This is a genomic window from Teichococcus wenyumeiae, assembly GCF_003696345.1.
GTDB classification, from domain to species: Bacteria; Pseudomonadota; Alphaproteobacteria; order Acetobacterales; family Acetobacteraceae; genus Pseudoroseomonas; species Pseudoroseomonas wenyumeiae.
On record NZ_RFLX01000006.1, the window covers coordinates 214,371 to 235,879 of the forward strand.

Here is a 21,509-nt window from a genome sequence, read left to right on the forward strand (position 1 = left end):
ATGATTGTCTTTCGTGCATGAAAGCAACGTCCTTTCGCGCCGCCGTGGGCGCTGCCGCGATTTTCGCAGTCGTCCATGCTGACCCCGCTGCCGCGCAGGCGCTGCGAATCGGCGTGCGGGCCGCACTTGATGTGGCCGATCCCGCCAGTTCCTATTCGCCCAACCGCAACATCACGCTGCAGATCTACGAGCCGCTGTTGTTGCAGGACGCGACACTGAAGCCGGTGGCCGGCCTGGCCACGGCATGGCGGATGCGCGGCCCGAATACCTGGGAGTTCACGCTGCGGGAGGGCGTGACCTTCCATGACGGAACGCCCCTGACGGCCGAGGACGTGGCGCATACCATTGCCCGCAACCAGGCCACCGAGACGCCGCTCACCTACAAATCCGACCTGCGCGAAGTGGTGTCGGTGGAGGCGGAGGGGTCACGCACCATCATCATCCGCACGCGGACGCCGCAGCCGCAGCTGACCTTCAGCCTTGCTACCTTCGGCATCGTCTCCGCCCGCGCCACCAGGGATGCCAAGCCGGAGGACTTCCGGGGCAAGGCGGCCCTGGGCACCGGCCCCTATCGCTGGGACCAATGGACCCCCGGCCAGGGCGTGACGCTGACGCGCAACCCGAACTACTGGGGAAACCAGCCCCATTGGGAGAAGGTGGATTTCCGCTTTGTGCCCAGCGACAGCGCGCGCGTCGCCTCGCTGCTGGCCGGCGACCTGGACGTGATCGACGCGGTGCCGCCGGGACTGACCACCCGGGTCGAGAAGGGCGGCAACACGCATCTGATGTCCACAACGGCCATCATGATGATCTATCTGCAACTCGAGATGGGGCGGGAGCAATCGCCCTTCGTCACGGACGAGACGGGCAAGCCCCTGCCCAGGAACCCGTTCCGGGACCTGCGGGTGCGGCAGGCTTTCAGCCAGGCCATCAACCGCGGCGCGATCGCGGAGCGCGCCATGGAGGGCGCGGCCGAGCCGGCCGGCCAGTTCATGGCCCCGGGCCTCGACAACCACGACCCCGGCCTGAAGCCTGTACCCTATGACGCAGCCCGTTCCCGCGCCCTGCTGGCGGAGGCTGGCTATCCCAAGGGTTTCCACATGACCCTGGCCTGCTCCAACGACCGGTATCCAGGTGATGCCAAGGTCTGCCAGACACTGGGCCAGATGCTGGGCGCCGTCGGCATCCAGACGCGCGTGGAGACGGTGCCGATCTCTATCCTGTTCCGGCGCCGCTCTGCCGCGCCTGATGGCGGGCCGGATGTGGCGGCCTTCATGGCAGGCTATGGCTCTCCCAATGGCCTCGCGACCTCGGCCCTGTCCTCGCTGGCGCAGACCATGGACCGGGACCGTGGGCGTGGGGGCAATAACTACACCGGCTATTCCAATCCCGATGTGGACCGGATGGTGAGCGAGGCCGAGGCTGAGCCCGACGACGCCAGGCGCGTGGAACTGGTGCGGCAGGCGACGCGGCAGGCCATTGGCGATTCCGCCATCGTGCCGGTCTATTTCACCAAGGCCATCTGGGGCCTGCGCCGCGACCTGACCATGACACCGCGCGCCGATGCCTTTACCTTCGCTGATAACATCCGGCCTGCCAGATGAGCGCCGTGGTGCAGCAGGAGACGGGGCGGATGACGCTGGAGAGTTTGCGGGCCGAAGTGGATGGGCCGCGCATGATGCAGGACCTGGCCGGGCTGGCCCAATGGGTCAAGCTGTCCGGCACGCCGGAGGAGATGGAGGGCATCCGCTTCCTCCAGGCCCGGCTGGATGCGGCGGGCTACCGCACCCAGGTGCTGCTGCACGACGCCTATATTAGCCTGCCCGGTCCGGCGCGCGTGGAGGTGGATGGCGCACCGCTGACCGCCATCACCCATTCCATGTCTCGTGCCTCTGGCCCCAACGGCGTCAATGGGCCGCTGGTGGATCTGGGTACGGGGGAGGCGGCGCGATTCGCGGGCGCCAATCTGCGCGGTGCACTGCTGTTGGTGCGGGGCATCGCCAGCCCGGATGTTGCGTTGCGGGCCTCGCGCGCCGGCGCGGCGGGCGTGCTGCATGTCAGCCCGCACGAGCACCTGCATGAGATGTGCATCTCGCCGGTCTGGGGTAATCCGGGGCTGGAAACGGTGGCCGACCTGCCCAGCGTCACCGTCTGCACCATCTCCGAGGCGGATGGCGAGGCCCTGGCGGCCCGTCTGGCCAAGGGCGATGCGCCGCGCGTGACGCTGCATGCCAAGGTGGACACCGGCTGGCGCCAGACGCCCATCCTGGTGGGCGAGCTGGATGCGCCACGCGGTGATGCCGGGGCGCCCTTCATCCTGCTCTCCGGCCATCAGGACACCTGGTACCACGGTGTGATGGACAATGGCTCCGCCAATATCGGCATGCTGGAAGTGGCGCGGCTCTGCGCCACGCGGCGGGCGGAGTGGCGGCGGGGGCTGCGGGTCTGCTTCTGGTCCGGCCATTCCCACGGGCGGTATTCCAGCTCCGCCTGGTATGCCGACCGGAACTGGGCCGAGCTGGAGCGGCGCTGCGCCGCCCATGTGAACGTGGACAGCCTGGGCGGCATCGGCGCCGATGTGCTGAGCGATGCCGGCTGCATGGCGCCGCTGAATGCCCTGGCCGCCGATGCCATCTCCGCCGTGTCCGGGCAGGTCCATGCCGGGCGGCGCAAGAACCGCAACAGCGACGAATCCTTCCCCGGAATCGGCATTCCCTCGATCTTCGGCAGCATCAGCATGCAGCCGGCCCAGCCGGACGGCTTCCGCAATGCCCTGGGCTGGTGGTGGCACACGCCGCAGGACCTGCTGGACAAGGTGGACGAGGCCAATCAGGTCCGCGACACCCAGATCCTGCTGCATGCCACATGGCGGCTGCTGGCGGACCCGGTGCTGCCGCTGGACCATGCCGTCCAGGCTGATGCGCTACTGGAGGAACTGCAGGGACTGGCGCCCAGGCTGGCGGATCAGTTGCCGGTGGCGGAGGTGCTCGCCGCCGCCACCCGGCTGCGGGACCGGCTGGCGCGGCTGGCGGCCAGCCCGGCGGAGGATGCCGCCACCCGGAACCGGCTGCTGATGCGCCTGTCCCGCGTGCTGGTGCCGCTGGACTATGTGGCGGGGGACCGCCTCGCGCATGACCCGGCGCTGCCGCAGCCGCCGTGGCCGGTGCTCTCGCCGCTGCGCAGCCTGGCGGAAGCCGAGCCGGGCTCCGATGCGGCGCGCTTCGCCACCGTCAGCGCCATGCGGGCCTGCAACCGCCTGACCCGTGCCCTGGCGGAGGCCGAGGCGGTGCTGGACGCCGGCTGAACGGCCCCGGCCGGGCTGCCCCGCGCGATCCTGCCTTGCTACGGCCCAGTTTGGGTACCATCTCCCTTCAGGCCAGTCCGCTGGCCAAGGCTGATGAGTTTGGATCGTGATGCTGAAGGTTACGCCTGCGCTTCTGTTGCTGGCCCTGCTCGGGCTCCCTGGTTGCGACGACCCGCCGGAGGCGCAGCAACAGGCAGGGTCGGTGCAGGCCGCCACGGCCGAAGCGCGCCGGGCCGCCGAGGAGCAGGTGCGCGCCCGGCTGCGCATCGTCGGCGACATGAGCCTGCGCGCCATTCAGGTCTATCCGCAGCAGGTGCCCGGCAGCTACGCCGTCTGCGGCCAGATCAACCCGACCGGCGCGGCCAACGACCCCTTCATCCCCTGGGTGGCGACGGTGGCCCTGCAGGATGGCAAGGCGAGCCGCGCCTCGCTGGCGATCGGCCTGTCCAATGTCGAGGCCAGCCGCGTTTACCTGGAGATGGTGGACCGCTGCTTCGAAGGCGGCGGTCCGCGCAATGGCCAGATGCCGGCGGTCAGCGGCCTGCCGCCGCTCCCCTCCGATACCGCCCTGGCGCAGCAGCGCGAGGCCGCCCAGGCGCCCCCGGCCCCAACCGCCGCGCCCAGCCAGCCCGCCCCTGGTGCCGCGCCGGCGCCCGTCCCGGCCCCGGCGCCCGCGCCGCAGGTCACCGCCGCCTCCGGCGGGGTGACGACGACCTCGGCCCATCCGGTGAATATCCGCAGCAGCCCGGCGGGCGGCGGCGCGGTGGTCCGTGTCGTTCCCCGGGCCTCGGCGCTGCGGGTCTTTGGGGAAGCGCCGGGCGGCTGGCTCCAGGTGGGCGAGGAGCAGCCCTTCGGCTGGCTGCACAGCTCGATGCTGGAGCGCTAGGTTCGGCTCAGAGGTCCTCCAGCCGCTCCACGTAGCGCAGCCCGGCTTTCTCCAGTGCCGGGCGCATGTTGTAGAGGTCGAGGCCCAGCACGCCGGAGGCCAGCTTCTCGCGCTTCTCGCCCTCGTTCGCCTGCCGTTTCTCGGCGGCGGCGAGGGTGGAGGCGATGTCAGCGGCGGGCACCACCACTACGCCGTCGTCATCGGCCACCACGATATCGCCCGGCCGCACAGCGACGCCGGCACAGACCACGGGCACGTTCACCGAGCCCAGCGTTGCCTTCACCGTGCCGCGTGCCGAGATGGCGCGGGACCAGACCGGAAAGCTCATTTCCCGCAGCACCGCCACGTCGCGCACGCCGGCATCGATCACCAGCCCGCGCACGCCGCGTGACTTGAGCGAGGTGGCGAGCAGGTCGCCGAACATGCCGTCGGTATTATCGGTGGTGCAGGCCACCACCAGGATATCGCCCGGCTGGCATTGCTCGACGGCGACATGGATCATCCAGTTGTCGCCCGGCTGTGCCAGAACCGTCACGGCGCTGCCGGCCACCGAGGCACCCGGCCAGGCCGGGCGCATATAGGTCTTCATCAGGTTCGGCGCGCGGCCGGAAGCTTCATGAGTGGTGGAGACGCCCAGCGGTGCGAAACGGTCAATGACCGGCAGTTCCGCGCGCGGGTTACGCGTGACGACGACGGGCGTCACGCCAGCACCTCGACGGCATCGGGGAAGATGGTCTGATAGGCCTCACCATACTTCATGGCCTTGCCGGAATTGCGGCCGCCCTGCATGCCGCGGTTCAGCGCCACGCGCTCATAATAATCCCAGAGGTGCCGCTGCGCCGGCAGCTGCTCGAAAGCCTTCCACTTCGTATCCCAGACCTCGGTGACGTTGAGGATGCGGTTGGGCTTGAAGTCGCATTGCTCGGGCTGATGCGGCTCGAACTGGAAGACCTGCGGCGCGGAATAGGTGACGCCGCCGGGGTCCGGCTTATGGCCAGCGGCCTGCGCGACGATGCGCGCCTCCTGCGCGATGCGCGAGGCTTCCGGGTGATCGACGTTATAGGGGTCCTTCACCGCATGGGTCAGGACGAAGGAGGGGTTCACCTCGCGGTAGATGTCGATCAGCCGCTCCATCATCGCATCCGTGATGCGAAGCGGGTAATCGCCAGCATCGAAGAATTCGATCTCGGCGCCAAGCACGCTGGCCGCCGCCTCGGCCTCGGCCTTGCGGGCTTCCTTGCACTTTTCCAGCGTCATGCCGGGCTGCTTCCAGGCGCCCTGGCTCTCGCCACGCTCGCCATAGGACATGCAGACGATCTTGACGCGGTAACCCATCTTCGCATGCAGCGCGATGGCGCCGCCGGCGCGCCACACGAAATCGCCAGGATGGGCGGTGACGACGAGGCCGGACTTTTGGGTGCCAGACATCTGGGTAATCCTCAGCGCGCCCAGTAGAGGCGGTCGGGGTTGTCGATCAGGATCTTGCGGCGGGCGGCCTCGTCTTCTACGGCCAGCGCCAGGATATCCACGAGGTCGCCGTCATTCGGCATGTCGCCGGCGATATTCGGATGCGGGAAATCGGTGCCCCAGAGCGTGCGGTCCGGCGCCACCTCGGCCAGCCTGCGCGCGAAGGGCACGGCGTCATGGAAGGGCGCGCCGGTGGAGGTCACGCGCTCCGGCCCGCAGATCTTCACCCAGGCCAACTCGTTCTTCATCAGCTCCAGCAGGCGGCGGAAGGGTTCCTGTTCCAGTCCGTTCTTCGCCTGCACGCGGCCCATGTGGTCGATGACGAAGGGCACCTTGATGCGGCGGATGCGCTCCTCATGCTCCAGGATATCGCCTGCATCGAGATGCAGCACGACGTGCCAGCCCAGCGGCTGGATCCTGTCCAGCACGCGGTCGAAGACCTCCAGGTCCGGCGTGCCGCCCAGGTGCTTGACGAAGTTGAAGCGCACGCCGCGCACGCCGCCTGCGTCCAGCTCCTCCAGCCCCTTGTCGGTGATGCTGCCATCCACAATGGCAACGCCGCGATAGGCGCCTTCACTGTGCTGGATGGCATCGATCATGGCCGTGTTGTCCGTGCCGTGGCAGCTCGCCTGCACGATCACGGCGCGGTCCACGCCCAGGATGGAATGCACGCGGCGCAGATCCTCCACCGGCGCATCCGGCGGGGTGTAGGAACGGTCCGGAGCATAGGGGAACTTATGGGCCGGGCCGAAGACGTGGCAGTGGGCATCCACCGAGCCCGGCGGCAGCTTGAAGGCGGGCGTCTTGGTATGGGGGTCGGGGCCCTTGCAGGTCTTGATGCTCATTGCTTCTCGATTCCAGCCTTCTCGATGACGCCGGCCCATTTTCCGGCTTCGGTGGAGAGCCGCGCACCCAGGGATTCCGGGGTGCCGCCATGGGCTTCCACGCCCGCTTCCAGCAGTTGCTTGCGGATATTGGCATCCGCCAGCACGGTGTTCAGTTCGGTGTTCAGGCGCGCGATGGCCGGTGCCGGCGTCTTGGCGGGCGCCACCAGCGCGTTCCAGGAGGTCACCTCGAAATCCTTCAGCCCCGCTTCGCGCAGCGTCGGCACATCCGGCAGATTGGCGGCCCGCTCGGGGGAGGTGACGGCGATGGCGCGCAGCGAACCGTCGCGGATCTGGCCCATCAGCGGCGCCACGATCTCGAAGGCCACCGTCACGTCGTCGCGCAGCAGCGCGGTCAGCAGGGCAGGGGTGCCGTTGAAGGGCACCGTCACCGCCTCGACCCCGGCAGCGGTCTTGAACAATTCGGCCGCCAGGTTCTGCGTGCTGCCGACGCTGATGGTGCCGATATTCGTCCCCGAAGGATCGCTCTTCAGCTTCTGCACCAGGTCCTGCACGCTGCGGATCGGCGACTTCGGCGACACCAGCAGCGCGATAGAGAAGGTGCCCATCAGCCCCACCGGCACGAAATCCTTGATGGGGTCGAAGGGCAGTGAACGGAACAGCGACTTGCTGATGGCATGGGCATTGGTCGCCACCATCAGCGTATAGCCATCGGCCGGGGAGGAGGTCAGCGCCTGCCCGGCGACGATGCCGCCGGCGCCGGGGCGGTTCTCCACCACCACCGGCTGCTTCAGCCGCTCCGACAGGCCCTGGCCCACGGTGCGCGCGGTCAGGTCCGCCACGCCACCGGCCGCGTTGGGCACCAGCAGGCGGATGGGCTTGTCGGGGAAGCTGCCCTGCGCGGCGGCGGGGGTAGCCCAGGGGGCGAGCAGGCCGGCGGTGCCGCCCAGCGCGGCCAGGCACAGGGCCTTGCGGCGTCGAAGCATCATGGATCGTCCTCCTCAGGCGGCGCCCTGTAGGCGCCGCGGCGTGGCCGTGTGGGGTGGCGCGGTTATTCGGCGGCAGGCCGGTGGCGCATCGCCTCGGCCAGCGCGTCCAGCAGCGGCTCCAGCTCCGGCTTCAGCAGGCTCTCGCGCGGCAAGGCTCGGCCCTGCTGGCCGGCCCAGTCCTGCCGCTCCGCGATGGCGCGGCTGAGCAGCGGCTCCACCCCGGCCTCGTCCACCGTGCGTGCCACCTCTCGCATCTCCTCGGCACGGCGCTTGCCGTGCAGCAGGGCGCGGCTGATGACGTAGCCAGCCAGCCGGCGCCAATCCTCATGCGGCAGGGTATCGGAGAGGGAGCGCAGCACCTCGGCCTCCACGCCGTAATGGCGGGCGGCGAGCATGCATTCGGTGGTCAGCGCCTCCAGCCCCTTCACCATGACGCTGCGGCACATCTTGACCGAGGAAGCCTTGCCGATCTCGCCAGGGAAGACCTTCAGGTCCATGCCGAAGGGTTCCATCAGTTCCATGAAGGCCGCCGCATGCGGGCCGCCCAGCAGCATGGGGGAGCGCAGGCCCTTGGGCGGCACGCTGGCCATCACCGCCGCCTCGACATAACGGCCGCCGGCGGCTTCCACCGCACGCGCCGCCGCCTGCTTGGTGGCGGGGGAGACGGAATTCACATCCACCACGAAGGGCCGGTGCGACAACCCGCCCGCCAGGGATTCCGCCGCCGCCAGTGCCGAGCCGGCGGTGACGGAGATGAAGATCACATCCGCGCCCTGCGCTGCCTCGGGCGCCGAGGCAGCGGCATCGGCGCCCGCGCGTTCCCGCGCCGGGGCCGCGATGTCCCATGCGCGAAGGGCGCTGGCGCCGCCCGCGCGCAGGTCGCGCGCGAAGATGCCGCCGACCTCGCCGAAGCCGATGATCGCGAAGCGCGTGGTATTGGTGGTCATCGCCGTCTCCTGTTCTCAGCCGAGGTTGGCGGGCAGGCCGTCCCAGACCTCGTCCACCGTCAGCGGGCGCGGCAGCATGCCTTGCGCCGTCATGTAGCCCAGCGCCAGCTCGATCACCGGGCGCAGCGCGGCGCGGCCCATGGGCGCCCGCCCGCGCGGGCCGGGCGGCGCGGCCTCGGCCGCCGCCGCAAATAGCCGCAGCAGTTCCGCCACGATTTCCGGCCGCTCTTCCGCCAGTTCCCGCCGCAGGCAGAGCATGTGGTTGACGGGCACGATGCCATGGCGCTGCCAGAAGGCCTCAGCCGCCGCGCCGGGGTCGCGATAGACGGTGCGCAGGCCAGGGTCGTCCGGCACGTCGTTGCCGACGATCACCGCATCCAGCTCGCTGTTCCGCAGCATGGCCAGCATGTCCTGGCCCGGGGCGGCACGCTCGGCCCAGGGCGGGTCCTGGATCTCGGCGACATGGGCATCCTCGAAGGTCAGCCAACGGATGGCGTCCGGGGCCGGGCCGCCGTCCTCGGCCAGGATGCCGCGCAGCCACATGCCGGTGGTCTGGCTATAGGCGCGCACACCGATGCGCCGCCCGGCGAGGTCGGCGGGGCCATGGATGTCGCTGTCGGCGCGGCAGAGCAGGGCGGATTGCTGGAAGCGCGCCGCCAGCACCACCGGCAGCAGCACCAGCGGCTTGCCGCAGGCGCGGGCCTGCAGGAAGGTGGCGATGGCCATTTCCGACACGTCGTAGCGCACGTCCCGTACCATGGGGGCGAAGGCGCGGCTGATCACCGGCACATCGGCGAAGTCCAGCGCCAGGAGGTTGGAACGGAGTTCTCCGTCCTTCAGCGCCCGCGTGGCCGGATAAGTGCCGATGGCGGCGCGGAGCAGGGTCCGGGTCTCTGCCTGCATGCTGCGTTTCCTCTGCCCGGCCGGTTTCCCGGCCCTTGCTGCGGAGGTTCGCCTACACCCGGCGGCATGCGCGCGTCTTATCGTTTCTCCCGGCTGGCCTATCACCGCTGGTTATAGCGAGCGGAGCCTTGGCCAGCCCCTGGCCGGTCAGCGCGGGGCCGGGCCGCCGAACCTGCCGCGCAGTGCCGCCAGCTTTTCCGGATTCCGCATGACGTGGATGGCGATGATGCGGCCATCGTGGATGTCCAGTGCTGTGGTCTGCGGCAGGCCATCGGCTTCCAGCGTGACATAGCCGGGCAGGCCGTTGATCCGTCCGAGGTGCAGCAGCGGCGGCCGTCCCGCTGCCTTGCGCGCCAGCCCGGCGAAGAAGCGCCCCACCTTCTCCGCGCCCAGCACCGGGTTCAGGGCAGCGGGGCGGATGCCGCCGCCATCGGTGCGCAGCACGACATCCTGCGCCAGCAGGGTGCGCAGCGCCGCCTCATCGCCGTCGCGGGAGGCCGCGAAGAAGGCGCGGGCGATGCGCTTCGCCTCGTCCTCATCCACCGCGTGGCGCGGGCTGCCTTCCCCCAGCAGGGCACGGGCGCGGCTGGCCAGCTTGCGGCAGGCGGGCTCGCTGCGGTTCAGCAGGGTGGCGATCTCGGCGAAGGGGGTCTCGAAGAGGTCGTGCAGGATGAAGACGGCGCGTTCCGCCGGAGAAAGGCGCTGCAGGGTCAGCAGGAAGGCCACGGAGATATCCTGCGCGCGGGAGAGGGCGGCCTGCTGCGGCGGCTCCAGGTCTTCCACCAAAGGTTCCGGCAGCCAGGGGCCGACATAGGCCTCCCGCCGGCTGCGGGCGGATTTCAGGTGGTCCAGGCTCAGGCGCGCCGCGATCTTCAGCAGAAAGGCGCGGGGCACCTCCACCTGGGCATGGTCGGCCGCGTTCCAGCGCAGGAAGGTCTCCTGCGCGATATCCTCCGCCTGCGCCAGCGAACCCGTCATGCGGTAGGCGAGCCCGATCAGCTCGCCACGCATGGCGGTGAAGGCGTCGGTGGCATCCGGCGCGGCCGACATGCTGCCGGGCCTCAGGCGGCGGCCGCGTGCCGCTGCGGCGGCACGGAGCGGAAGCCGATGGCGATGCGGTTCCAGCTGTTGATGGTGCAGATCAGCAGGGTCAGCTTCACCTTCTCCTCCGGCGTGAAATGCGCATCCAGCCCATCGTAATCGGCATCCGGCGCGCCTGTCTGCGCCACCAGCGTCAGCGCTTCGGTCCAGCCCAGGGCGGCGCGCTCACGCGGGGTGTAGTGCGGGGCCTCCCGCCAGGCGTTCAGGAGGTAGAGCCGCTCCTCGCTCTCCCCGGCCTTGCGCGCGTCGCGCGTGTGCATCTCGATGCAGAAGGCGCAGCCGTTGATCTGGGATGCGCGGGTCTTCACCAGATGGATCAGGCTGTGTTCCAGCCCGCTGGAGGCGACGCTGCGTTCCAGTTGCAGCATGGGCGCCAGCATGGCCGGCGCGGTGGAGAAGTAGTCGAGCCTCGGGGTCATCGGTTCCTCGTGCGTTGCATCCAGCCACAAGACGAGGCAGCGAGGCCTGATGTGACAGGCTTTCGCGCGCCGCCGCCATTTTTCCTGCCCGCAGCGGGCGGGCTGGCCCCTAGGCGTGCCGGCCGCCGCCTGTTACCGCTTCTGGCTTGCGATCCTGAAGGAGCCCCCATGCGCGCCGTTTTCGTTGATGCGAATCCCAGCCTCGGTGCGGTCTTCCAGCGCCTGCGCCGCGCAGAGGACCCGGAGGTCACCATCAACCTCCAGCCCGACATCGTGCCGGAGCAGCTTCCGGCCGTGCTGGCGGGGCATGAGATCGCCATCATCGACCACACCGCGCTGCCTACCGCCGTCGCTAAGCAGGTTCCCTCGCTGAAGCATGTGGTGTTCCTGGGCACCGGCGCGCGCAGCTACATGAACCCGGAGGAGCTGGAAGCCGAATGCGGCATCCAGGTGCATATCATCAAAGGTTATGGCGACACCGCCGTGGCCGAGATGGCCTTCGCGCTGATGTGGACCGCCGCCAAGGGTCTGGCCGGCATGGACGGCGCCATGCGCCAGGGCCGCTGGATGCGTACCGACGGCATGGAGCTGACAGGCAAGACGGTGGGCCTGCTGGGCTTCGGCGGCATCGCGGCGGAGATGGCGCGGCTCTGCGCTGGGGCCGGCATGAAGGTCATCGCCTGGAACCGCTCACCCAAGACGCATCCGGGTGTGGAATTCGTCAGCCTCGACCGGCTGCTGGCCGAAAGCCATGTCCTGTCCGTCCACCTGCTGCTGAACGACGAGACGCGCGGCTTCCTGTCCGCCGCGCGGCTGGCGCAGCTTCGCCCCGGCGCCATGCTGATCAACACCGCCCGCGGCGCCGTGGTGGATGAGGATGCGATGATCGCCGCGCTGGAATCCGGCGCGCTGCGGCATGCCGGGCTGGATGTCTTCGACATCGAGCCGCTGCCCGCCGGCCATAAGCTGACGACGCTGCCGAATGTCACCCTCTCCGCCCATTCCGCTTTCCGCACACCGGAGGCCAGCGACAACCTGGTGGAAGCGGCGCTGAACCATTGCCGCCGCATCAGGGGCGGGTAGGGCGCCCGGGGCCGCGTGCCGGCGGCCCTGAGCACCCACGGCAGGCGGCCATGTGTTGACCTGCCTGAGGTCTTGACCGCGATCAGCCACCCGGCCGGGGTGGGTGTGGCCGGCGCCTGCCGCCGGTCCATGCCGGGCTTCCGTGGAGAATGGCCCCACTTCCGGTAAGCGGACGTGGGGCAGCCCACAAAGAACTCAATGGAAGCCGGATGGCCCACCTTGATGCGGCGCTCTGCAGGGGCCCGGCATTCGCCTGGACATCGCGCCGCCGTCCTACCGGTTCCGCGATGCGTTGATCGTGAGTTCAGCCATGATGGACCAATCCCGTTCGCCCAGCCCGGCATCGACCGCTTCCGCCATCCGGTGGTGCACCGCGCGCAGCACCGGCAGCGTGCTCCCGATCTGCTCGGCGGCCTCGCTTGCCAGCCGGAGGTCCTTGAGACCCAGCGCCGCCTTGAAGCCGGGATCGTAGCGCCTGTTGGCGATGTTGGAGGAATAAACCTGATAGGATCGGCTGCCAAAGAGTGTGCCGAGGATAAGCTCGAAGAAGCGCTCACGATCGAGGCCATTGGCCTCGGTCAGCACCACGGCTTCCGCCATGGCCTCGATCGCCATGGTGATCATCATGTTGCAGGCGATCTTGGCCGCATTGGCCGTCGGCGCCTGTGGTCCCATATCCCAGATTCGGCTGCCGATCACTTCCAGGATCGGGCGGATCCTGTCGACCGCCGATGGCGCGCCACCTGCGAGCACATTGAGCTCGCCCTTATCCGCGACATCGGGCCGCCCCAGCACGGGCGCCGACACGTAGCTGATGCCTGCCGCGTCATGCGCCTTCACCAGTTCCCGCGCGAAGGCGACGGAGATGGTGGAGGCGACGGCATGGACCAGTCCCGGCCTTGCCCTGTCCAGCACACCGGAATCCAGCAGAACGGCACGGATGGCGGCATCGTCGGATAGCATGGTCAGCACGGCGTCTCCCTGGAACGCATCCTCGGGAGATTTCACCATCGTGACGCCATCAACCTCGCCGCCGGAGCGGTTCCAGGCCGTCACATGATGCCCGGCGGCGACGAGGTTCTTCGCCATGGCGCGTCCCATTGCGCCCAGCCCGATGAAGCCGATATCCATTCTACTCTCCCATGTTGAGGTTTCGCTGGCCGCCTGAACGGATCGTCGGGGCCGGACGCTGCACGGCGCACAGTGATAGCTGCAGCCAACGGCCGTCCTGCCCACCGCAATCGGCGTATTGGAGGCGCGCTAAGCCTGTCCTTCGGTGTGCCGCATCAGCCACGTGAGCACCGGCGCAAGCGCCGCGTCCGAGTTCTTTTCGTAGATCAGCCCATGGCCATTGCCGTGAACGCCATGATCGGGGAGGTGCAGCAACTCCGCCGAGGCACCCGCGGCGTTGAGAAACGCGGCCGTCGGGGGGCTTGCCGCTGCGAAGGCCGAAGCCTCTGCCGTCACGATCAGGATGGGCAGACCCACAAGGGACGGAAGCCGCAGCGCCCCAGGCGCCGCGTCGCGCACCACCTCCGGGTCGGTCACTGGCGGCTCGAAGCGCAGTGGCGCAGCCGTCGGGCCCCAGCGCATCGGCCCGATGTTGGGAATGACGGCGAAGGGCGGCCCCATCGGCTCGATGGAGGCAATGGCCTTGACCAGATGTGGGCGGCGATCGGCCACCAGCCAGCCATCCGGCCCCGAGGCGGAATGGGTGATCAGGATCGCCGGGCCAATCCGGTCGAGGAGTGTTGCCATCCGGTCGGCGTCCATGGTCTCGGAGGCCTCGAGATCGGCCGGAAGCGGCCCGTAGCCCGCGATGAACTCGTCCATCGCTGCTTCGTCGTCCGGAGGGAAGGGCCATTGGGTATGCCGCGGGTCGTTACCCGGGAAATAGATGCTTCGCCCGCCCTCGTAGGAGAAAGGAGGCCCCATAGGGCCCATGGTCTCGACATGCAGGGGCGAGCGACCATGGCCGGGCCGATCCACAACCAAGACGGCGTATCCCGCCTCGACAAGGCGCTGCGCCCAGCCGGGGCGTCCATCGGGCGTGTCGAACCACTCGGTTCCCTGGAATCCGCCGCCATGCATGAGGACGATTGGCCAGGGGCGGGTGATGCGCTCAGGCGCCTCCCATTCCACGAACATCGGCCCGCGCTGATAGGTCATGCCACCAAGCGAGACGTGTTCGCCCGGAACCCAGAAATGGCCGCGCCGGATGGTGCGGGCTGGAGAGATGGACCATGGTGCATAAGGAGTGCTCATGCGATTTCCTCCTCAGAGCGGAACCGCGCGTGCCCGCTCAGGCACGAGATCGGTGAAGTGGTGGACATCCGCCATCACGGCAGAAGCCTCGGCCGATCCGAACGCCGCGTCGGCCGCAGCCAGGTTGCGGAAGCGGCATTCGCAGATGGCGATGGTTCCGTCCTGAGCGGTGGCTGGGAAGAAGGCGGCGGCATGATCGAGGCCGTATGGCCGCCAGGCCTTCATCACGAGCGGCAGGTGATGGTCGATGTAGTAGTGCCTGTCGAACCGGCTTTGGGGAGTGCCTTGATAGGTCACATAGACGACGATCGCGTCGCTGTCCGGGATCATGATTACCTCCGGCTTTCATGGGTTGGCGCCGCCGCGGCTGGCTCCTTGCAGATAAGGTAGTGGTCGCTATATATCCCTCTCGTCAGCACCTCAAGGTATTTGGTAGTGATTACTAAAATATCATCTGGCCCGGGTCGTCCACGTGGCTTCGACCCTGAGGCAGCGCTCGCCCTGGGGCAGCAGATGTTCCATGCGCGGGGATACGACGCCGTGGGCCTGGCTGCCCTGACCGAGGCCATCGGCATCAAGCCGCCGAGCTTCTACAAGGCGTTCGGGAGCAAGGCCGAGTTCTTCACGCGCATCCTCGAGCGCTACTCGCGCTCCGTCCTGGCCCTGGAGAGCATCCTGCTGCCCGGGCGGCCGGCCGTTGAGGCGTTGGCGGAGCTGCTGGAGCGCGCAGCGGAAACATATGCCCGCGACCCGCAGCAGCTTGGATGTCTTGTCCTCGAGGCCGCCAGAGGATGTGCTGACGAGGAAAGCGCGATCATGGCTCGCCGGGCCGCCGAACAGAGGCGTAGCCAGATCCGGGCCTTCGTGGCCCTCACCAACCCGGCTGCGGCCGATGCAGTCACTGATTACGTCGCCAGTGTCATGTCGGGGCTTTCAGCCAGTGCCCGGGAGGGCATGAGTGCAGCTCGCCTGACGATGGTAGCCCGTGCAGCCACGGAAGGCATGAAGGCGCTGCTGGCACCACCAGCGGACGTATAGAAGATGCCTGACATGCCTGGAGTGGTAGCCATGGCGCCGGTTCATGCATCATCGCCTGACGTGCTGGGTTGTTTCTCGTAAGGCAGCCATTCTGCTTTCCGCCTGCCTCAACCATGAGGCCCAGCGGCCATTCCGGTCGTCCCAGTGGTTTGCGGCTTGCCGGAAAGTGGACATGCGCCTCCGCACCGGCGGGCGGAGGCGTTCGAGGCATGATAGCTGTCATTGCCACCTGCGATGATGGCCTACCCGCCCAACTTGTACCGCTGGGCGGGTCGAGCATCGAACATGGCTTGAAGAAGCGCGGCTGTGTCCGTCTCGTGGGCGCGAAGCATGGCCTCGTCCTGGAGCGAGGGAGCGGTGACGCACTCGCCCCTGTCCAGCCCATTGAGCGCGGCCTCCACACAATCCTCGGTGGTCATGACAATGCTTTCGGGAAGCGCTTCCAGCGCGCCACCGCCCGCTACCTCCCATCCTTCCGAGACAACGGCACCAGGGAGTACGAGCTGCACGCGGAGATTTGTATCCGCCACCTCGCTCTGGAGGCTCTGCGTGAAGAGGTACACGTAGGCCTTGGTGGCACCGTAGACCGGGATACCGGGATAGGGTGCGAAGCCCGCGCCCGAGCCGATGTTGACGAGCGTTCCCGATCCCCGCGCCTTGAAGGCGACCAGGGCAGCTTTCGATAACAGCGTCAGCGCCGTCACGTTCAGCGCGACCATGCGTGTGATGACCTCGTCCGGCGTCTCGGTCAGTGCCTTCAGCGCGGAGAAGCCGGCGTTGTTGATCAGGAGCGAGACATCGTCAGCGGCAATCCGGTCGCGGACGGTCACGACACCACTGGGTTCAGACAGATCCGCGACCAGGGCATCCGCCTGGATCGCGAAGCGCGAGCGCAGATCTGCCGCAATCGCGCGCAGCCGCTCCTCGCGCCGCGCCACCAGGACGATGTCGTACCCGCGTGCGGCGAGGCGCTCGGCGTAGATCTTTCCGATGCCGGACGAGGCACCAGTGACGATGGCGGTGCCGGGATGAGCGGAGATGGTGTTGGGCATAGCGGTCTCCTGACGTCGTGACAACAAGCTATGCCAGGAGTGGTATATAGCGTGTACCTAGTGTCAATCAGGCACCAATAGTAGCCTAGGTCTACCGAGGGAAACCACATGGCCTACACGGAAGAGGATGTCCTTCGAACGCTGCCGGGGGTACGCCCCGTCCTGGAGCAGGTCGCGCATAAATGGACCATCCTGATCCTGACGTTCCTGTGCGAGGAGCCGAAACGCTTCAACGCGCTGAAGCGGCGTTTGGATGGCATCACGCAGAAGGCGTTGACCGATGCGCTGCGGCGTCTGGAACGCAATGGATTGGTCCGGCGCACCGTGACGACGTCCTCGCCGATCGCGGTGGAATACGCGGTCACCCCGCTGGGGCGCACGCTCCAGGAGCCGTTCCTGGCACTCTACGATTGGGCCGTGGAGCATGAGGAGGACCTGTCGGCCGCCCGGGAAGCGTTTGACCGACACCGCGAGTGATTGAGCCGCCGATGACGCGGGCAGGTTCTTGAGGACGCCAGGAGCAAGATCGAGCCCTGGGGGCGGGACTATAATGCGTCTCGTCCCTCAGCGTGCTGGGGCACCTGGCGCCTCAGGAGTTCGCAGCCGGGCAACCCGTAAGGGCTGCCTACGAAGCCTGGAGGCTCTGAGCTTCAGAGCCACGGCAAGCCTTGGTTCATACAGCCTGCGTGGCAGCTTTCCTCAGTGGTCCAGCACCGCACGGCTGTTCTTGGCGGCCAAGGTGCGGAAGTGCGGCATCAGCTCGGCTTCGGTCAGGCCGAAGGCTTCGGCGAATTGCATCACCAGTTGCTGCTCGCCTTGCTCCGCCTCGCCGTCCGACATGGCGCTGTCGATCATGTTCAGGAGGATGCAGAGCTTTTGCTCGTGGCGCAGGCGGGGCGCGACCTCGGCCAGGAACTGCGCAGGCTGCGTCGCCCGGGCATAGCCGATGACCGCCTCCAGTTGCTGGCGCGTGGCCGAGCGGCCGAGGATGGAATGGAGATGACCAATTTCCTCGGGGTCCATCTCGCCGTCCGCGCCCATGCAGTAGATCAGGGATATGACGAGGCAGTTGCGGGGGGTCAGCTCCAGCGAAGGTGCCTGCGACTTGAACATGCCGAACATGATGGTGCTTTGTGTCCTCAGAGGCCGCCCTGCCTTGGGCGTCGCCGGCCCAGGTTCTAACCTAAGATTAACTATTTGTCATGCTGGAGAATGTCCTCACCAGTGCCTTGCTGCGTGAGGGCACCTGATTCCGTACGGGGGCAGCCGGGCGCGCCTGTAACGGGGCGCCCGATCTCTTATTCGGAAAAGCGGTAGCCAACGCCTGGCTCGGTCTTGAGCAGGCCCGCCGCCCGGCCGAGCTTCTGGCGAAGATGGCCGACATAGACGCGAAGGTACTGCGCCTCGTCGGCATGCGCCGGTCCCCAGACGGCCGTCAGCAACTGCTGCTGCGTCATGACACGACCTCTGGCCCTGGCCAGGGTGACCAGGAGAGCCCACTCACGCGGGGTAAGATGCAGCGGCTCGTCCCCCTCGATCCGGGCGATCCGCTGGTCGACGTTGATGGAAAGCGGCCCGACGTGGAGTTCGACAGCCTCCTCCGCCCGTTCATTCGTGGCCCGGCGCAGCGCGACCCGGATGCGTGCCAGCAGCTCCGCCAGCGCGAAAGGCTTCTCGACGTAATCGTCGGCGCCGGCATCCAGCGCCGCGACCTTCTCCTCCTCCTGGCCGCGCGCCGATACCACCACGATCGGCGCCTTGATGAACTGCCGCAGCCGCTGGATGACGACCTGGCCGTCGATATCGGGCAACCCGAGGTCCAGCAGGACCAGGGATGGCTGGCGCGTCGCCGCGAGCCGCAGGGCTTCCTCCCCGGTTTCGGCCCTGATGGTGTCATAGCCCGCAGCGTCCAGCGCCGGCCCCAGGAAGCGATGGATCTGCGGCTCATCATCGACGACGAGGAGCCGGGTACGGCCGGCGCTCATGCGGGCAGATGCACGGTCATGCGGGTGCCGTGGCCTTCCCTGACCGGGCTCTCGGCCGTGATCCGCCCCCCCATGGCATGGACGAGGCCCCGGCAGATCGCCAGGCCGAGCCCGCTCCCCGCCGGGGCGGCATCGCCGCGCCGCACGCGAAAGAAGGGGTCGAAGATCTGGGTGAGCTGGTCCGGGGGCACGCCGATCCCGTGGTCTTCCACGGCGATGAGCACCTCCGCACCCAGCCGTCTGGCCTGGACCAGGATCTTCGTCCCGGGTTCGGAGAACTTCGCGGCATTGTCGAGAAGATTGGCCAAGACTTGCTCCAGCAGGGCGGCATCGATCCGTGGTGTCGGCAGGCGCTTCTCGATGTCGCAGTCGATGTTACGGTCGGTGCGGCGTCCCGCGCGCTCCGCCGCGGTGCGAACGGCGTCACCGATATCAACCGGCTCTCGCCGGGGCTCCACCTGCCCGCTTTCCAGGCGCACGATGTCGATGACGTTGCCGAGGTAGCGGGCCAGCCGGATGGTTTCCTCCTCAGCGGTCGTCAGAAGATCCTGGCGCACCGGCTCGGAAAGCTGCTGCCCTGACATACGCAGAGTTTCCAGTGCGCCACGGATCGAGGTGAGCGGGGTGCGCAGGTCGTGGCCGATGGAGGCCAGCAAGGCTGAGCGCAGGGCTTCGGTTTCCGCCCTGGCGGCGCTGCGGGCCTGTTCTTCCATCAGGTGCGCCCGTTCCAGGGCAATGGCTGCCTGGTCGATCAGCGCATCCAGGGCCCGATCCCTTTCGGCATCGAGCTCTCCTGTCTGCACCCCAGCCATCTGCAGCCCCAGCAGCCCCACCACGCCATTCGCCGTGCGCATCGGCCGGAACTGCCATTCGGCGGAGGGCAGCGCATCGGTGGCGAAGCCGGCCCTGGTGCCACGTGACAGCGCCCAGCGCGCGGCCGCCATGGAGGCCGCATCCGGCTCGGCCTCCACGGGCCGGGCGGCGCGCACCACCGGCTCATCATCCAGGGGCAGGAGCACGCAGGCCGGCCGGCCGGCGAGCGTCGCGGCTTCCTGTGCGACAGTGGTCAGGAGATCGCCTTTTGAGGTTGCGGCACCGAGCTTGCGGGACAGTTCCACCAGGCGCCGCATGCCGAAGAGCCGGGCCCGCGCCATGCTGACCGAGCGCCCCAGGCCACCGGTTGTTCCCGCCAGCAGCAGGGCGACGGCGAAGAAGATGGCGCCGCCCATCACCTCCTGGATGCCGGACATCGCGAAGGTGAAGCGCGGCATCAGGAACAGGAAGTCCCAGACCAGGAAGGCCAGCAGCGCCCCCGCCGCCGCGACCACGGGCCCGAACAAGGCGGCCAGCGCCACCACGGCGGCCAGGTAGATCATCCCGATGCCGCCTTCCGGCACAAGGCCGTCCGCCAGGAGGCTGAGGCCCGAGGTGAGGGCCACCAGGGAAGGCACGGCAACCCAGCCGGCCCAGTGCGGCAGGCCCATTGCTTCCTGGCGGATGCGCGGCGTGACGGTGGACGGCGCGGGCACCAGGTGCAGGGTGAACCCGCTGGCCTGCCGGATCAGCGCCGCGGTCAGCGTCCGGCCCAGCAGCCGCCGCCAGAAACCGGGCTGGCCACGGCCGATGACGAGATGCGTCGCGTTATGGGACCGCGCGTGGTTCAGCACGGCCATGGGAAGGTCGCGGGCGGCTGTGGTTTCGACCTCCGCGCCCAACTGCTCGGCCAGGCGCAGGGCCGGAGAGGGACTCAGGCCGCCCGGCGCTCCCATCATCTCGACATGCAGGGCCATCATCGGCGCGTGCAGCGCGTCGGCGATGCGGCGGGCCTGCCGCACCACGTCCTCCGCCGTGGCATCCCGGCCCACCAGCGCCAGGACCCGGTCGGTCGAGGGCCAGGGCCCGGAGATCGCCTTGGCGCGCATATAGCCGGTGACGTCGGCATCCACCCGCTCGGCGGTGCGTCGCAGCGCGATCTGCCGCAGCGCCGCCAGATTGCCCTCGCGGAAGAAGCCCTTCAGCGCGCGCGCCGCCTGCTCCGGGCGGTAGACCTTGCCCTGGCGCATCCGCTCCAGCAGCTCGGTGGGCGGGATGTCGATCAGCTCGACGCTGTCAGCCCCGGCCAGCACGTGGTCCGGCACGGTTTCCTGCACGCGGATGCCGGTGATGCGCGCCACATCCTCCGACAGGCTTTCCAGGTGCTGGACGTTCATGGCCGTCCAGACCTCGATGCCGGCGTCGCGCAGCTCCTCCACGTCCTGCCAGCGCTTCGGGTGGCGGCTGCCGGGGGCGTTGGTATGCGCCAGCTCGTCCACGATCAGCACCTGCGGGCGGCGCTCCAGCGCGGCGTCCAGGTCGAACTCGTCCAGCATCTGCCCGCGATAAGCGATCTGGCGCCGCGGCAGCACCTCCAGCGTGCCGAGCTGGGCGGCCGTATCCTGGCGTCCGTGGGTTTCCACCAGCCCGGCCACCACGTCGGCGCCGCTTTCCCGGATGCGGCGCGCCTCGCTCAACATCTCGTAAGTCTTGCCGACGCCGGGCGCTGCGCCAAGGAAGACCTTCAGGCGCCCGCGGCCCTCCCGCTGCGCGATGGCCAGCAGGGTATCCGGGTCCGGGCGTTGTGGTGGTTCATGCATTTCGCGTGGTTACATGGGCAAGGTGGTGCGCGCAGCCGCCATCATAGGCGGCGCGAGGCAGCATGCCAGGCAAGCCATAGGTCCCTGGCCAGGGGCGGCACGGCAGCAAGAGGCCTGATCCTCGTGAGGGGGCACAGGACTTCCATGCAGGCCGACAACGAATGTCTCCACCAAGACAGTGTAGTCCTGAACGCGCCACCCCCTCTGGTAACCCCGGACCGCATAAAGAAGACATGCGAGAATTTGAGTGAGGCCATAAAAAAAGCATAAAAATACGCCTCTGAAACCCTGCCATTTATAAGATTTTTACGGGGATGCCCAAGAACTCACATCGAATTTTTGCGCGCCGGGGGCTTAACAGGAGAGCGCCTTGACCAGGGCTTCCTGTTCTCCATCGCGCGAGTGCAACCCAATGATCGACATCTTGCTGCTGGCAATCGGCCTCGGCTTCTTCGGCCTGATGGTCCTCTACGCGGCCGCCTGCGAGAAGATCTGACCTTCATGCTGGACCTGATTTTGGGCGCGGCCGTCTCGGCCGGCCTGCTCGGCTACCTGCTGTGGGCGCTGCTGCGTCCCGAGGACCTGTGAACCC

At 68.3% G+C, this 21,509-nt stretch carries 23 protein-coding genes; 8 read left to right on the forward strand and 15 right to left on the reverse strand.

Features of this window, described 5'->3' with window-relative positions:
• The first annotated feature begins 17 nt into the window (after window positions 1–17).
• The 3 genes from EBE87_RS10955 (at window position 18) to EBE87_RS10965 (ending at window position 4,190) form a co-directional block, all read left to right on the forward strand.
• Window positions 18–1,604 (forward strand): ABC transporter substrate-binding protein, encoded by a 1,587-nt coding sequence (locus EBE87_RS10955; protein ID WP_120636911.1) that lies wholly within the window; start codon window positions 18–20, stop codon window positions 1,602–1,604.
• On the forward strand, window positions 1,601–3,304 hold the full coding sequence (locus EBE87_RS10960; protein ID WP_233553067.1) for a M28 family peptidase: 1,704 nt from the start codon (window positions 1,601–1,603) through the stop codon (window positions 3,302–3,304). Before EBE87_RS10955 ends, EBE87_RS10960 begins: the two co-directional genes overlap by 4 nt.
• Before the next feature lie 109 nt (window positions 3,305–3,413).
• A complete protein-coding gene (locus EBE87_RS10965; protein WP_122139989.1) occupies window positions 3,414–4,190 on the forward strand; it encodes an SH3 domain-containing protein in 777 nt (258 codons plus the stop codon).
• Between the two features lie 7 nt (window positions 4,191–4,197).
• On the opposite strand, the gene EBE87_RS10970 is transcribed toward EBE87_RS10965, so the two are convergent.
• From EBE87_RS10970 to EBE87_RS11005, 8 genes are all read right to left on the reverse strand, one after another.
• Entirely contained in the window at window positions 4,198–4,893 is a 696-nt protein-coding gene (locus tag EBE87_RS10970; protein ID WP_120640987.1) for a 4-carboxy-4-hydroxy-2-oxoadipate aldolase/oxaloacetate decarboxylase, read from the reverse strand.
• Window positions 4,890–5,618 (reverse strand): PIG-L deacetylase family protein, encoded by a 729-nt coding sequence (locus tag EBE87_RS10975; protein ID WP_120640986.1) that lies wholly within the window; start codon window positions 5,616–5,618, stop codon window positions 4,890–4,892. Before EBE87_RS10975 ends, EBE87_RS10970 begins: the two co-directional genes overlap by 4 nt.
• An 11-nt stretch (window positions 5,619–5,629) precedes the next feature.
• Window positions 5,630–6,502: an amidohydrolase family protein gene (locus tag EBE87_RS10980; protein ID WP_199708019.1), complete on the reverse strand. Its 873-nt coding sequence runs from the start codon at window positions 6,500–6,502 to the stop codon at window positions 5,630–5,632.
• Window positions 6,499–7,491 carry a Bug family tripartite tricarboxylate transporter substrate binding protein gene (locus EBE87_RS10985; protein WP_233553477.1) on the reverse strand — a complete coding sequence of 331 codons (993 nt, stop codon included), beginning with the start codon at window positions 7,489–7,491 and terminating at the stop codon, window positions 6,499–6,501. The genes EBE87_RS10980 and EBE87_RS10985 overlap by 4 nt, the downstream gene beginning before the upstream one ends.
• 62 nt (window positions 7,492–7,553) lie before the next feature.
• Window positions 7,554–8,438 carry an NAD(P)-dependent oxidoreductase gene (locus tag EBE87_RS10990; RefSeq protein WP_120640985.1) on the reverse strand — a complete coding sequence of 295 codons (885 nt, stop codon included), beginning with the start codon at window positions 8,436–8,438 and terminating at the stop codon, window positions 7,554–7,556.
• Window positions 8,439–8,453: 15 nt separating this feature from the next.
• Window positions 8,454–9,341 carry an ABC transporter substrate-binding protein gene (locus EBE87_RS10995; protein ID WP_122139990.1) on the reverse strand — a complete coding sequence of 296 codons (888 nt, stop codon included), beginning with the start codon at window positions 9,339–9,341 and terminating at the stop codon, window positions 8,454–8,456.
• A gap of 147 nt (window positions 9,342–9,488) precedes the next feature.
• Window positions 9,489–10,391: a sigma-70 family RNA polymerase sigma factor gene (locus EBE87_RS11000; protein WP_120639037.1), complete on the reverse strand. Its 903-nt coding sequence runs from the start codon at window positions 10,389–10,391 to the stop codon at window positions 9,489–9,491.
• A gap of 11 nt (window positions 10,392–10,402) precedes the next feature.
• Complete coding sequence (locus tag EBE87_RS11005) at window positions 10,403–10,861, reverse strand: carboxymuconolactone decarboxylase family protein (RefSeq protein WP_120639036.1); 459 nt, start codon at window positions 10,859–10,861, stop codon at window positions 10,403–10,405.
• Window positions 10,862–11,029: 168 nt separating this feature from the next.
• Here EBE87_RS11005 and EBE87_RS11010 point away from each other — a divergent pair, with 168 nt between their 5' ends.
• Window positions 11,030–11,944 carry an NAD(P)-dependent oxidoreductase gene (locus EBE87_RS11010; protein WP_120639035.1) on the forward strand — a complete coding sequence of 305 codons (915 nt, stop codon included), beginning with the start codon at window positions 11,030–11,032 and terminating at the stop codon, window positions 11,942–11,944.
• Between the two features lie 273 nt (window positions 11,945–12,217).
• On the opposite strand, the gene EBE87_RS11015 is transcribed toward EBE87_RS11010, so the two are convergent.
• From EBE87_RS11015 to EBE87_RS11025, 3 genes are all read right to left on the reverse strand, one after another.
• Window positions 12,218–13,075 carry an NAD(P)-dependent oxidoreductase gene (locus tag EBE87_RS11015; RefSeq protein ID WP_120639034.1) on the reverse strand — a complete coding sequence of 286 codons (858 nt, stop codon included), beginning with the start codon at window positions 13,073–13,075 and terminating at the stop codon, window positions 12,218–12,220.
• 129 nt (window positions 13,076–13,204) lie between these two features.
• Window positions 13,205–14,209: an alpha/beta hydrolase gene (locus EBE87_RS11020; RefSeq protein ID WP_120639033.1), complete on the reverse strand. Its 1,005-nt coding sequence runs from the start codon at window positions 14,207–14,209 to the stop codon at window positions 13,205–13,207.
• 12 nt (window positions 14,210–14,221) lie between these two features.
• Window positions 14,222–14,539 (reverse strand): EthD family reductase, encoded by a 318-nt coding sequence (locus EBE87_RS11025; RefSeq protein WP_120639032.1) that lies wholly within the window; start codon window positions 14,537–14,539, stop codon window positions 14,222–14,224.
• Between the two features lie 183 nt (window positions 14,540–14,722).
• On the opposite strand from EBE87_RS11025, the gene EBE87_RS11030 reads away from it, so the two are divergent.
• Window positions 14,723–15,247, forward strand: coding sequence for a TetR/AcrR family transcriptional regulator (locus tag EBE87_RS11030; RefSeq protein ID WP_233560080.1), 525 nt, complete (start codon window positions 14,723–14,725; stop codon window positions 15,245–15,247).
• A 242-nt stretch (window positions 15,248–15,489) separates the two neighbouring features.
• Here the strand turns inward: EBE87_RS11030 and EBE87_RS11035 are convergent, their stop codons facing one another.
• Window positions 15,490–16,299 carry an SDR family NAD(P)-dependent oxidoreductase gene (locus EBE87_RS11035; protein WP_120639030.1) on the reverse strand — a complete coding sequence of 270 codons (810 nt, stop codon included), beginning with the start codon at window positions 16,297–16,299 and terminating at the stop codon, window positions 15,490–15,492.
• 108 nt (window positions 16,300–16,407) lie between these two features.
• On the opposite strand from EBE87_RS11035, the gene EBE87_RS11040 reads away from it, so the two are divergent.
• Window positions 16,408–16,776, forward strand: a complete 369-nt coding sequence (locus EBE87_RS11040) for a winged helix-turn-helix transcriptional regulator (protein ID WP_120639029.1) — start codon at window positions 16,408–16,410, stop codon at window positions 16,774–16,776.
• 222 nt (window positions 16,777–16,998) lie between these two features.
• Here EBE87_RS11040 and EBE87_RS11045 read toward each other — a convergent pair whose 3' ends face one another.
• The 3 genes from EBE87_RS11045 to EBE87_RS11055 all read right to left on the reverse strand — a co-directional run bounded on the left by EBE87_RS11045 (window position 16,999) and on the right by EBE87_RS11055 (window position 20,917).
• The gene (locus EBE87_RS11045; protein WP_120639028.1) at window positions 16,999–17,421 is read right to left on the reverse strand and encodes a tellurite resistance TerB family protein; all 423 of its coding nucleotides are present in this window, start codon (window positions 17,419–17,421) and stop codon (window positions 16,999–17,001) included.
• Window positions 17,422–17,597: 176 nt separating this feature from the next.
• A complete protein-coding gene (locus EBE87_RS11050) occupies window positions 17,598–18,284 on the reverse strand; it encodes a response regulator (protein WP_120639027.1) in 687 nt (228 codons plus the stop codon).
• Window positions 18,281–20,917, reverse strand: a complete 2,637-nt coding sequence (locus EBE87_RS11055) for a sensor histidine kinase (RefSeq protein ID WP_120639026.1) — start codon at window positions 20,915–20,917, stop codon at window positions 18,281–18,283. The genes EBE87_RS11050 and EBE87_RS11055 overlap by 4 nt, the downstream gene beginning before the upstream one ends.
• A 370-nt stretch (window positions 20,918–21,287) precedes the next feature.
• On the opposite strand from EBE87_RS11055, the gene EBE87_RS30295 reads away from it, so the two are divergent.
• Together EBE87_RS30295 and kdpF are read left to right on the forward strand one after the other, a co-directional pair.
• Complete coding sequence (locus tag EBE87_RS30295; protein ID WP_267898247.1) at window positions 21,288–21,413, forward strand: hypothetical protein; 126 nt, start codon at window positions 21,288–21,290, stop codon at window positions 21,411–21,413.
• A gap of 5 nt (window positions 21,414–21,418) precedes the next feature.
• The gene (kdpF, locus tag EBE87_RS30465; protein WP_120639025.1) at window positions 21,419–21,505 is read left to right on the forward strand and encodes a K(+)-transporting ATPase subunit F; all 87 of its coding nucleotides are present in this window, start codon (window positions 21,419–21,421) and stop codon (window positions 21,503–21,505) included.
• The last annotated feature ends 4 nt before the right edge of the window (window positions 21,506–21,509 follow it).